Origin of the sequence: Cohnella abietis (assembly GCF_004295585.1) — a bacterium.
Taxonomy (GTDB): domain Bacteria; phylum Bacillota; class Bacilli; order Paenibacillales; family Paenibacillaceae; genus Cohnella; species Cohnella abietis.
In genome coordinates this window covers 6,705,679-6,717,917 of the sequence record NZ_AP019400.1, presented here as the reverse complement: position 1 = coordinate 6,717,917, position 12,239 = coordinate 6,705,679, and the positions used below count along the sequence as shown (strand labels likewise).

General features: G+C 48.2%; 9 protein-coding genes. 7 read left to right on the top strand and 2 right to left on the bottom strand.

The window, feature by feature from the left end; genetic code table 11:
• The first annotated feature begins 53 nt into the window (after positions 1-53).
• From KCTCHS21_RS29430 to KCTCHS21_RS29400, 7 genes are read left to right on the top strand one after another with little or no spacing between them, the layout of a single operon-like run.
• Positions 54-947, top strand: coding sequence for an ABC transporter permease (locus tag KCTCHS21_RS29430; RefSeq protein WP_130616044.1), 894 nt, complete (start codon positions 54-56; stop codon positions 945-947).
• Between the two features lie 16 nt (positions 948-963).
• Positions 964-1,842 (top strand): carbohydrate ABC transporter permease, encoded by an 879-nt coding sequence (locus KCTCHS21_RS29425; RefSeq protein ID WP_130616043.1) that lies wholly within the window; start codon positions 964-966, stop codon positions 1,840-1,842.
• A gap of 29 nt (positions 1,843-1,871) precedes the next feature.
• On the top strand, positions 1,872-3,821 hold the full coding sequence (locus tag KCTCHS21_RS29420; protein ID WP_130616042.1) for a beta-galactosidase trimerization domain-containing protein: 1,950 nt from the start codon (positions 1,872-1,874) through the stop codon (positions 3,819-3,821).
• A gap of 19 nt (positions 3,822-3,840) precedes the next feature.
• A complete protein-coding gene (locus KCTCHS21_RS29415) occupies positions 3,841-5,997 on the top strand; it encodes a hypothetical protein (protein ID WP_130616041.1) in 2,157 nt (718 codons plus the stop codon).
• Positions 5,987-6,358, top strand: coding sequence for a sensory rhodopsin transducer (locus KCTCHS21_RS29410; protein WP_157994151.1), 372 nt, complete (start codon positions 5,987-5,989; stop codon positions 6,356-6,358). Before KCTCHS21_RS29415 ends, KCTCHS21_RS29410 begins: the two co-directional genes overlap by 11 nt.
• Before the next feature lie 18 nt (positions 6,359-6,376).
• A complete protein-coding gene (locus KCTCHS21_RS29405) occupies positions 6,377-7,279 on the top strand; it encodes a polysaccharide deacetylase family protein (protein ID WP_130616039.1) in 903 nt (300 codons plus the stop codon).
• A 21-nt stretch (positions 7,280-7,300) separates the two neighbouring features.
• Entirely contained in the window at positions 7,301-8,473 is a 1,173-nt protein-coding gene (locus tag KCTCHS21_RS29400) for a M24 family metallopeptidase (protein WP_130616038.1), read from the top strand.
• A gap of 95 nt (positions 8,474-8,568) precedes the next feature.
• Here the strand turns inward: KCTCHS21_RS29400 and KCTCHS21_RS29395 are convergent, their stop codons facing one another.
• Positions 8,569-9,774: a Gfo/Idh/MocA family protein gene (locus KCTCHS21_RS29395; RefSeq protein WP_130616037.1), complete on the bottom strand. Its 1,206-nt coding sequence runs from the start codon at positions 9,772-9,774 to the stop codon at positions 8,569-8,571.
• 110 nt (positions 9,775-9,884) lie between these two features.
• Positions 9,885-12,131, bottom strand: a complete 2,247-nt coding sequence (locus KCTCHS21_RS29390; RefSeq protein WP_130616036.1) for an AraC family transcriptional regulator — start codon at positions 12,129-12,131, stop codon at positions 9,885-9,887.
• Between the last annotated feature and the right edge of the window lie 108 nt (positions 12,132-12,239).

Sequence of the window (12,239 nt, the reverse complement as noted above, 5' to 3'; positions counted from 1 at the left end):
CTTGCCCCCTTGTTTCGCGATGCCATTTTTAAGTTAGCGGAGGTGAACGGACGATGTCCAAAAAACTGGCGAACTGGCCGCTGCATCTGATGATCTTGCCGAGTCTGGTTCTCGTCCTGCTTTTTAACTACGGCCCGATGGCTGGGATCGTCATTGCCTTTCAGAAATTTATTCCCGCCAAAGGGATTACAGGCTCCGAATGGATAGGCTGGGGCAATTTCAAATACGTTATGAGCTTGCCCGATACCTACAAGGTATTGCAGAACACGGTCTATATCGCTTTGATGAAAATCGTGACTGGTCTCGTCTTTCCACTTACGATCGCTTTGCTGCTGAACGAAATTGCGCGGAAATTCGTGAAGCGCTCGATTCAGACGTTGATTTATTTACCCCACTTCTTGTCATGGACGATCTTGGGTGGTGTGTTGGTCGATATTTTGTCTCCCTCCGTGGGGATAGTGAATGAAATCGTGAAAATGCTCGGCTTCGAGCCGATTTATTTTCTGGGTAACAACAATTGGTTTCCTTATGTCCTAGTCGCTACCAATGCCTGGAAAGAAGTTGGGTTCAGCACCATCCTCTATCTAGCAGCCTTGACCAGCGTAAATCCGGCGCTATACGAAGCGGCTGTAGTGGACGGTGCCAATCGCTTGCGCCAAACCTGGCACGTTTCGTTGCCCGGAATGAGGCCAATCATCATCTTACTGGCTACGCTCAGTCTAGCGAGTGTTCTAAATGCAGGCTTCGACCAAGTGTTTGTACTCTACAACCCGCAAGTCTACGCGAGCGGAGACATCATCGATACTTTTGTCTACCGAATGGGCTTGATCAGCGCGCAATTCGGACCTGCCACTGCAATCGGTCTATTCAATTCGATCGTTTCTTTTATCTTGATTGCCGTAGCCTACTACATGGCCTACCGTTTCGCTAAATACCGCATTTTCTAGGAAGGAGGGAACGGACGTGCGGGAATCTGGCTGGAGAATAGGTTTCCAAATATTCAACTATGCTTTTCTCGGATTAATCGCGATTTCTTGTGTGCTTCCCATTATTCACGTTCTTGCGCTGTCACTGAGCTCGAATGCCGCGGCTTCCGCGGGGGTCGTCCGGTTGTGGCCGGTTGGCTTTAACACAATGTCTTACGAGTACGTGTTGGAGCAGGCTGCTTTTATCAAATCAATTGTGATTACTTTGCAACGGGTTGCGATCGGCGTCTCGATCAATATTCTGCTTACGGTCTTACTAGCTTATCCTCTGTCCAAGGAGGCGCATAAATTCAAATCGCGGACAGTCTATGCTTGGATATTCGTGTTCACTATGCTGTTCGGTGGAGGTCTAATCCCGACGTATATGGTCGTCCGGACGACGGGCTTGCTGGATTCGATCTGGGCGCTTGTCCTGCCGGGAGCCGTTCCGGTATTCAGCGCGATCTTGCTGCTGAACTTTTTCAGGGGATTGCCGAAGGAATTGGAGGAAGCGGCTTTTATAGACGGGGCGGGGCATTTCGTGACTTTGTTCCGGATCTATCTCCCTCTCTCCGTTCCGGCGATCGCGACAATTCTACTGTTGTCGTCGGTCGGACATTGGAACAGTTGGTTTGATGGACTGATCTACATGAATTCGCCGGAGCGTTATCCGTTGCAGAGCTACTTGCAGACCATCGTCATTCAGAAAAGCTTCTCCGGAATAACGGATCTTAATACGGAGGCGTTAAAGCATATTTCGGACCGGACTGTGAAAGCGGCGCAAATTTTCTTGGGCGCCTTGCCCGTGCTCCTCTTGTATCCCTTCCTGCAGAAGTATTTCATGCAGGGCATCGTGATGGGGAGCGTTAAAGAATAAAAAAATCGACGAATAGGTGGAGAAGGAACATGCAATTCAGACAAATACATCTCGATTTTCATAACCACGGCTCTGTTCCGATCGGGGAGCAATTCTCTAAGGGGCAATTTCAGGAGATGCTTCAGCTCGGTCGGGTCGATTCGATTAACGTGTTCGCAAAATGTTTTCACGGATGGGCCTACTACGATACAGAAAAGTTCAACAAGCACCCCGGATTAAAGTTCGATCTCCTGGGCGAGATGATCGAGGCTGCGCATGAGATCGGCGTCAAGACTCCGGTGTATATCAATGTCGGGCTCAGTGAGAACTTGGCTTTGGAGCATCCGGAGTGGCTGGCCCGCGACGAGAATGACCATACGTTCTGGGATCCGGGATTCACGCAGCCGGGTCTTCACGTTTTCTGCTTCAATTCCCCTTACTTGGATTATATTTTGCAGATGACGGAGGAAGTCGTTTCTAAATACGACGCCGATGGGCTATTTCTGGATATCGTGTTTCCGAAAGCTTGTTATTGTCATGTCTGTAGAGCGACGCTTCTGCGGGAAGGAAAGGATCCGTTGAACAAGACCGATGTGATGGACTTGGCTGAACGGGTATACGCGAATTACACGAGCCGCTTAAACGAGACGGCATGGAAGATCAAGCCCGGCCTCGATATTTTCCATAACAGCGGAATCCGTTGCGGCCGCCGGGACATGGTCGCGATGAACGGCCATATCGAAGTGGAATCGCTGCCTTCCGGCGGCTGGGGCTACGATTATTTTCCGATATCGGCAAGGTACTTCCAACAATTGGGCAAAAAAGTCGTCGGGATGACCGGACGTTTTCATATGAATTGGGGCGAATTCGGCGGATACAAGCATGCTAATGCCATTCGCTTCGAAGCGGCACTGGCCCTTGCGCATGGAACGCATTGTTCCGTAGGCGATCACTTGCATCCAGATGGCATTATGGATCCCATCGTTTACCGAATGGTGGGCGAGGCCTACAAGGAAGTGGAGGCCAAGGAGGCTTGGTGCGCGGACGTGGACAACGTCGCCGACGTCGCCCTGCTGGCGCTAGAGTCGATCGGACCGGAGCAAGACCGGATGGGTCTATCGGATACGGGAGCTTACCGTATTCTTCAGGAAGGGAACATTCTGTTCGACATCGTAGATACGGAATCAGATCTGCAAGCTTATAAAGTCGTTATTTTACCCGACAAGATTAGAATAGCGGATTCGCTTGGCGATAAGTTAAAGCGTTACGTGGACAATGGCGGCAAGTTATTCGCGACGGGAGAGTCCGGATTAAACCCGGCGGGTGACGCTTTTGCTCTGGATCTTGGAGTGGAGTGGATCGGAGTAAATTCCTACAAGCCTGATTTCTACAAGCCGCATTATCCGTTGCCTAGCTTCGGGGATGGCTCGTTCGTGTTCTATTCGCAGGGTCAGAAGGTATCGTTAAAAGGCGGCAAGGAGCTGGGTAACCGGGAAGATCCTTATTTCAACCGCGGCTTACACGCTTATTATTTCTCCCATACCCCAAACAGCCGCAATGATGCGGGGCCGGGTATGATCGAAAGCGGTAACGGCATCTATTTGGCTTGGAACGCATTCGAGGATTACGCGGAAAACGGAAGCTTGTTCGTGAAGGAAGTGGTGTTGGATGCATTGGACAGATTGTTGGGAGAAGGAAAGACCCTTTCCACCAATCTGCCTGCACAAGGTATCGCGACGCTTCAACATCAGAAGAAGGATTCCCGTTACGTGAATCATCTCTTGTACGCTTTCCCGGTGAAGCGGGGGAAGGACAAGGAGGTTATCGAAGATATTACGCCGATTCATCGGGTCGACGTCCAGCTTCTATTGCCTGAAACCGTTCGCCGCATCTATACAGTTCCTCAGCTGGAGGAGATCCCGTTCGAGCAGGATGGATCAGCCATTCGGTATCAAGTACCTACGATCGAATGTCATCAAATGATCGCGATCGAGTACTAGAGGAAGGGGGTTTGGGAAGATGACGGAAAAAAACTATGAGTTTCGCAAACGGCTGGAAGTCGTTCACCAACCCGATCGGCGGGATCCAGAAGCGGTCGCCTTGCCGAATGAAGTCGTCATTGACGGCGAATGGAGCATCGCGATCGGAGTAGAGGCAACCCCTCTGATCCGAAGCGTCGCTCAAGATCTTCAGGATTATTTTCTCACGAGCATGAATGTGTCGTTAAGGCTTCTTATCGTGAAAGATATTCGGGAATATACGTTAACGACGAATCGAGTCATTGTTCTCGCTACGAAGGAAGAGCTTCCGGAAGCTGGGCAAGCTTTGGAGCTCCCCCGAAGCTATTGCCTTGTCGTTACCGAGGAACGAATTCTTGTCTGCGGGAATGATGAGCGAGGAGTCGGGCAAGGAAGCTATTACTTAGAAGACTTGATGAACTTGCGGGAAGCGCCTTTCCTTTCTATTCAAGAGGTGAAGAGGGAGCCGATTTTCTCACCGCGAATGGCGCACTCGGGTTGGGGACTAGATCGGTACCCGGACGCACATCTGAACGCCATGGCTCATGCGGGGCTTGATGCAATTATGGTGTTCGTCAAAGATGTGGACAGGACGACGGAGGGCTATCAGGACTTCAATTACTTGGTCGACCGTGCTGCTCTCTATGGTCTCGATGTCTATGTGTACAGCTATCTAACCTCGCGTAAGCATCCGGATGAGCATGATGCAGAGCAGTATTACGACGACGTTTATGGCAAGATCTTCGAAGCTTGCCCGCGCTTTAAAGGCGTCATTCTCGTCGGCGAATCGTGCGAATTTCCGAGTAAGGACCCCAATACGACGGGCATTCTCCGGCTGGAATGGCCGGCTGACAAACCTCAGACCAAGCCGAGCCCTGGCTGGTGGCCGTGCCGAGACTATCCGCAATGGCTGAATCTGTTGAAGAAGGTCGTCCACAAGCATAACCGGGAGGCAGACATTGTTTTTTGGACTTACAACTGGGGGTGGGCTCCTGAGGAGGATCGCCTTAAGCTGCTGAGGGATATACCAGATGATATTACCGTGCTCGTGACATTCGAGATGTTCGAGCAAATCAAGCATGGGAACGTCACAAACGTATGCGTGGATTATACGATTTCCTTCGAAGGACCTGGCCAATATTTCAGCAGCGAGGCGAAGGTCGCCAAGGAAAGAGGAATCAAGCTCTATGCGATGAGCAATACGGGTGGACTCACCTGGGATATCGGAGTTATCCCCTATCAGCCCGTGCCATACCAATGGGCCAATCGTCATGATGCGCTACTTAAAGCGAATGAGGATTGGGGACTGTCAGGGTTGATGGAGAGCCATCACTACGGCTGGTGGCCTTCCTTCGTCAGCGATATCGCCAAGTGGACCTATTGGCACCCGAGCCCTTCGCGGCAAGACATATTCGAAGCAATTGCCATTCGCGACTTCAGCAGGGAAGCGCTTAGTCACGTTCTGGAAGCTTGGCGGAGCTGGAGCGAAGCTATTAAGCACTATATTCCGACCATTGAGGACCAGTACGGCCCTTTCCGAATCGGTTCCTCCTACCCGCTCGTCTTTCAGATTGGGGTGAAGATGCCGGCTGCCTGGCATGCGATGTTCGGCAACGAAATTATTTTTACGACTTACAAGCCGGAAGACACTCCGAGGCAGTCGTTAGGAGCTTCACGGTATCCCGTAGAGATCGCCAGCCTACAACGAATGCATGAGCTGATGATCCAAGGGAACGAAGCAATGAAGCAGGCGATTGAGCTTACTCCTGAGAAGAAGCGGGAGCAGGTACAGAGGATGAGAGGAATCGGCCAATTCATCGAGCATGCGGTCCAAACGGCGATTCATACAAAGCAATGGTGGTTGCTCAAGCAACGGCTGTTGATAGAGCCGGATTCTGATAGAGCGCTTGCCCTTCTGGAAGAGATGGAGACGCTGGCCGAGAGCGAGATCGCCAACGCTCAAGCGGTTATCCCTCTTGCTGAGGCGGATTCCCGTCTCGGTTGGGAGCCAAGCATGGAATATATGACGGATGCGAAGCATCTGAAATGGAAGATCAATCAGGTGAGAAGCGTCATCGACAATGAGTTTCCAGGCTGGCGGGCATCGCTTGGGCTGACGGGCCGGACAGATGAGGAGAGTGCAAGGTATGGAAAATAGTAATGGAAAGCTGCAGTGGGTATTTCCCGACTGCGAGCTGCCGCCCCCTGGAGAATCACTGCTCAAGGGACATGAATCGATCATCGTACTCAATATGAACGACGATCTCGCTAGCATTGAGATGACGCTCTTTTATTCGGACCGCGATCCGATCAAGTTAGCCCCTTCTCTCGTTGAGGCTAGTAGAGTTCGGTGCTACCGGCTGGATAACCCTGAGGATATGGGCGGCTACGTTGTTCCGAAGGAAACCCAGTACGCGGTCAAATTAGTGAGCAACGTGCCGGTCGTCGTGCAATACGGGCGACTCGATACGAGGCAATCTGATATGGCCTTCTATACGACAATGGGATTAAGCGTCTAATCAGGAGGAGAAGAGAAAATGAAAGATTCCATCCAAGTTATCTTTGGGTTCGATATGGAGACGGACGTCGGGAGCTTTACTCCGTATTACGACGGCGTCAAAAATGCCACAGCCCCGCTTGTCGAGCTGTTCGACAAGAAGGGCATCCAAGGAACCTTCTATTATACGGGGGATGCGGCGCGAAGAAATCCGGAAAGCGTTGAGCTCGTGAAGCGAAGCGGCAACGAAGTTGGATGTCACTCGCTATTCCACGAGACGGTAGGCGACGAGTTGTTCCCGATTCCCGGCGTCGTTCCGCTCCTTCCCGAGGAAGTCCCACTGCGTATCGAGAAGGCGACGCAATGGGTACAGCAAGTTCTTGGTGAGCAGCCTGTGTCGTTTCGCGCCCCCCGCTTGTGGGGATCTACGGCTTTGCTGAATTCGCTGGAGAAGCTGAATTACGTCTCGGATGCCTCTTATCCGATGTATTTTTACCGGGAGAGATTCATGCCTTACCATCCGAGCTCTGCCGACTGGACGAAGGAGGGGGATATGAATATAGTCGAAATCCCCAACTTCGCGGACATGGTTATGCAGAGTAACGATCCAGGGCTGGAACGCGACCGGGATCAGTGGCCTCTGTTCCGCACGAAAGGGACGGATGCTCTTATGAAGCATATCGAGGGGTTTGTAAAATTTCTAAGGGAGCGTAATCTGCCCGTCGTGCTTTGCTTCTACTTTCACCCGTGGGAATTCATTCCGATTCAAGAGAGCTATCATTACGGCGAGGCGACCATCACGCCGGATCGGTTTCTGACGCTAGGCTGCGGAGACAAAGCGATGAAGGAATTCTCGCTGCTGATCGACCGGTTGAAGGACATGGGTTCGACGTTTCACCGAGCGGACGACTTCGCGAGGCAATGGACTAAATCTAAAATATAAAAATGATAGGGAGAGATCGAGATGAGCGAAAGAGTACGCATTCCGGACCATGAGTATGGGGAAAGAATTCAGAGAGCGGCCAAGCTGGCTGAGCAGAACGGCCTCGATATTCTAATTGTTAACTCCAATGAGGCGGACTACGCCAACGCTAGATACTTCAGCGGCTTCTGGCCGTTGTTCGAACGGGCTGGCGTCGCCATTGCCCCTTCGGGCAAAGCTGCGTTGATGGTTGGACCCGAAAGCACGATCTACGCTGCTGACTTCAGCCGCATTAGTGATATCTTCTGTCTGATGGAATATCGCGAGTCGGCGGATCCTGCCTACCCGCAGATCAAGCCGAATACTTACGCCGACGTCTTCAAGGCGGTAGGCGTGAATGGCTCGAAGCTAAGAATCGGCGTCGCGAGCTTCCTCGACACGACCCTAGTGATGATGGAAGGGCTAAGAAACAGCTTCCCCGACGCGGAGATCGTCCGAGCCGACGCCATTATGGTGCAGCTGCGCTCGATCAAATCGGAGAACGAGCTGGCTTGCATGCGCGAAGGCTTCCGCATCACAGAGCTAGCGACCAAAGAAGTCATTCGTACGATTCGTCCAGGGATGACGGAATGCCAGATGGTTGGCGTCGCACAACGGGTCATCTACGAGAACGGTGCGGAATACGAAGGCTTGCCGATGTATATTTTTAGCGAGAAATCGACACGTCACGCGATCTCCCGATCCTCGCACCGTATCATTGAGCAAGGCGATATCGTGCAGCTTAATCTGTCTGCCAAGGTAGACGGCTATTCCCCGAGCATCGGCATGCCGATCAGTCTGGGCAAGCTGACGCCAGAGCGGCGGGAGATTATCGAATTCGGGCTGAAAGCGCACGAATGGACACAGGCGAATCTGAAGGCGGGAATACCGGCGGGATCTGTAGCGGAAGGTTTTTTACAATTTTTCAAGGATCATGGCTACGAGAAGAACTACTTGTACGGACCGTGCCATGGCACGGGGATGATCGAGGTCGAGGCTCCTTGGATGGAGACGTCCTCTGATTACTTGCTGCTGCCTAACATGACCTTCCAAGTGGACACGTTCGTGACGACGGATACGTTCGGGATACGCTGGGAGAAGGGTGTCGTCATCCGCGAAGGCGGCTGTGAGCTGCTCTCCAGTCCGATCGGTCAAATTCACGAGCTGGAATTTTAATAGCGATGTGACCCATGTAAGCTGGAACAAGCGATAATTGACTTCACAAAGAAAAGCGTTGGTACAGGAGCATCCTGGACCAACGCTTTATTTGTTTAGGATTTACCTTTCAGGAAATCCACAAACTTCACAGGGGCACCACCGGAAGCGACGGATTGTACGGATAACGGGAAGACTGAGCTCCACGTTACTGCGTCGTACACATCGACGGCTGGCTTCCTTTTCTCCAGAATGGAAGAGACGAATTCCTGTATAACGAAGAAATCTCCGCCTCCATGACCTGTACTCATCGCTGTTTCCGACCATTGCTGCCAAAGGGGATGTTCCCATTGATCCTCGTACTTCCATAGGGAGTTCCATTCAGGATGCTGGCCGTCTTCTCCATAATGTGAGCCTTTATAATCCTTCTCTAGCCATACGAGAGGATCCTCCCCATCGAACCGAGGCGCAAGATAGGCACCTTCCGTGCCCTGCAAGCCATAATGAACCATGTTGTGGGGACGTGAGGACTGAATATCGACTCTAAGAGAGATGAGAACTCCCTTTTTGGTTCTTATAAGGGTAGTAGAGCTATCCCCTTGATTCCAAAAATCCGCTTGGGAGGCTGTATGCTCTGTACCGAAATGCTCCAAGAAATATTTGGAGGAGGCTCGGCTTTTGGAGTTGACCGTAACTAACTCGTCGAACTCGTCTCCCCCCTCTTTATTGATCCCAAGCCATTGCGCTACCGGTCCCAACGAATGGGTAGGATAAGTGCTGCCGTTATAGTCCCGGACATATTGACCGCGCCAAGTTAAGCCGCCATCCCCATAATGCAATAAATTTCTTATATCATGAATGTATCCGCACTCCGCATACGTAATTTCCCCGAACTTACCCGCTTGAGCCATATGATTTACCATCATATTCGAACGGGTATAACAATAATTTTCTGCCATCATGTAATTTAAGCCTGAAGCTTTAACGGCCTCGATTAACTTCCAGCTTTCCTCGATCGTATGAGTTCCGATAACCTCGCTGAGCACGTGCTTGCCTGCATTTAGAGCTTGAATGGCTTGACTCGCATGGATAAGCATTGGCGTTGCCAGAAACACTGCATCAATGTGTGGGCTTTCCAACAATTGCTCGTAGTGAGTGAATGTCGAAATTTCCGGATATTTTTCTTTCCATCCTTTAAGTACATCCGAACTAAGATCGCACACAGCGGTTAATACGACTTGGTCCGTCAAGCTTTCCAAAGCTTTACCAAAAGCAGCTCCTCTTTGCCCGCCTACAACAGCTAACCGAACCCTGTTACTCATATCGATTCCTCCGCAATAAAAATCAGTATATTGAATTCTATTCCGTATTTTAATATATAATTAAAAAAATAAGAAGTCAATTGAATATAGGGATTCCTTTCCCATCATGATTAATTTTCTTTGAGGTTTTTAGAATTGCTTCTATATTGAATCGGTGTAACCCCATAAACCTTCTTAAACAGCGTGTAAAAGTGGCTGCGGCTTAAAAATCCACAGCTTTCCATAATGACATGAATAGCCTCATCTGATGTTGCGATTAAATCACGTGCTGACGATATCCGAACATCGTTGATGTAATCAGTTATAGAGAGATGACGGTGTTTTTTGAACAGCTTTCCCAAATAAGGAGGAGATAAATTGACTTGTTCGGAAATCGTAACTAAGGATAAGGCCGGATTTGCAAATTCTTTTTGGATAATAAGAGTTACGTCTTCAAGTAGCTTGATATGTTTATGATCCTTCTTTGATTCCAGCTCAACAGACAGCTTTTCAAAGAAATCTAGAAACTCTGAATGGATCTTATCCAATGTTTCAATTTTTTGAACCTTAGCAAGATAAATATTTAAATTGAAATTTACGTTGATAGAATGATTGATTTCAATCACCTCTATCGCTTGGCGAATGGACAACAGCAAACGAATCAGCACGGAATTGAGAATGGTAAAGCTGTACTTTGAAGCATATTGGATGATACTGGATAAGGCGTTCTTGGCGTCGTCTATTTGACCTTGGATTAAGGCGTCAGTCATTGCCTTATCTTGGTTTTGTGGATACTTGAAGCTATCATTCGCTAGTGTATTCAGGCTTTCATTAAAAATAAGAGATTTATGCCCATAAACTAATCTAGAGTAGGATAGGTCTAACGTTTTCAAATAGTGAGTGTTTAGTCCTGACAACGTTTCAAAAGGATCACTGAAAGTAATGGATGTCGATATTTTCAAGTAGTTGTTAATATGATCTTGAATTTCTTTGAACCGAGTAATTAACTTTTCATCCTTTGATGGGGAATCCCCCGTGCTATAGCTGATCAGGATGAGGATCTGATCCTCTTCAAGATTGATGCATTCATGGTCATAAACGCCGGAAAGCAGCTCCGAGGCGATATTAATGACGCCATACTTTAACAAACTGCGATCACTGAGATTGAATTTGTTACAAAACTCCGAATAGTCATCGATCTTAATGAGAACCGCTAGGAATGAATCGGAAGGCTTGAGCCCAATCTTATATTTCATAAACTGTGTCTGGAACGAACTAATCGATATAGAATCGTCAGAGTAGACCATTTTGCGCAGAAATTCTTGCTTCTTATAGTCAAAATCATTTTTTTCAAAAATATTATAATTTTGAATGACTAATTTTATCGGTAAGTAGAGCTTTCTTGAAAAATATAACGATAACAGAATGCTTCCTATAATGAAGCAAATAACCAGAAGATATGTCTTTTTCTTCATCTTCTCTATATCCTGCACAACATGGGAATAAGGGGTGATGCTAATGAGCTTCCAATCTAAAATATCGGTTGCCGTGTAAGTTACAAGTGATTCCACACCATCTACGTTCATTCGGAAATTTCCGCTGCGTTCAGTAGAGTCATTTATTAATTTAATATAGTTCTTATCCTTCAAATCGCTTAGCAATGGATTCATCGAATCTCTAGATAGAAGAGTGCCTTCACTGTCGATCATAAACGTTCGACTATTGTGACCAGAAGAGCTAATGCTTTGCTGTAAAAACTCTTCGGATATATTAAGTATGATGGCTTCGCTAACTTTTCCGCTTTGAAGCTGTGAATCAAAAAAGAGATAGGAATACACATAAATAAATTGTTCTGCATTCGAGGTTAGGCCAGATAGCGGATTTGGGATCTCACGAAGTACAATACTGTGCGTTCTATTATTTTGGATGTCATCGAGAATAGGAAATATCCCTTTGTCGTCAAAGGAGGAGCGATCATAAACGAAGCTCATGCTGGGTACAGCTTGAATATTGTGGCCATTGTAGATGTATATCGATTGCAGGAAAGGATAAATGTTTTTATAGAACTCCATTTTCCTTTTGTATTTCACGTAGTCTTCCGAAGTCACATCTGAATATAAGAGATCTTTAATCGAATCGTCAAAAAAAGCTGTGGTTGCAGCTGAGTTGGCGGTTTTTTCGATGAGGTTAACATTTCTGCTTGTCGTTTCCAAGTCTGTTTTTTGTTGGTTGAACACCATTTCGAGAGCGAAATTTTCGAAAATTCGACCTTGAAAAGAAGATTGTACGAATATTACCAAAAGTGTGCTCAGTAAAAAGGGCAACAGGATAGTTAGAAAAAGCTGGAATGGATTTTTGGTAATAAACTTTTTTATCAAATGCACAACCCCCTATAGTTAAAGGCTAACCTGAAAAGATTAAGGAATCAAGATAATAACCTTGTTAAGCGCAAAAACGCTAATTTCAGAACGAGAGATTGCTTTTAG

What these genes read in the sequence shown, in the direction of transcription:
- KCTCHS21_RS29430 (WP_130616044.1), top strand. Translation starts at nt 54, where the DNA reads ATGTCCAAAAAACTGGCGAACTGGCCGCTGCATCTGATGATCTTGCCG.
- KCTCHS21_RS29420 (WP_130616042.1), top strand. Translation starts at nt 1,872, where the DNA reads ATGCAATTCAGACAAATACATCTCGATTTTCATAACCACGGCTCTGTT.
- KCTCHS21_RS29415 (WP_130616041.1), top strand. Translation starts at nt 3,841, where the DNA reads ATGACGGAAAAAAACTATGAGTTTCGCAAACGGCTGGAAGTCGTTCAC.
- KCTCHS21_RS29410 (WP_157994151.1), top strand. Translation starts at nt 5,987, where the DNA reads ATGGAAAATAGTAATGGAAAGCTGCAGTGGGTATTTCCCGACTGCGAG.
- KCTCHS21_RS29405 (WP_130616039.1), top strand. Translation starts at nt 6,377, where the DNA reads ATGAAAGATTCCATCCAAGTTATCTTTGGGTTCGATATGGAGACGGAC.
- KCTCHS21_RS29400 (WP_130616038.1), top strand. Translation starts at nt 7,301, where the DNA reads ATGAGCGAAAGAGTACGCATTCCGGACCATGAGTATGGGGAAAGAATT.
- KCTCHS21_RS29395 (WP_130616037.1), bottom strand. Translation starts at nt 9,774, where the DNA reads ATGAGTAACAGGGTTCGGTTAGCTGTTGTAGGCGGGCAAAGAGGAGCT.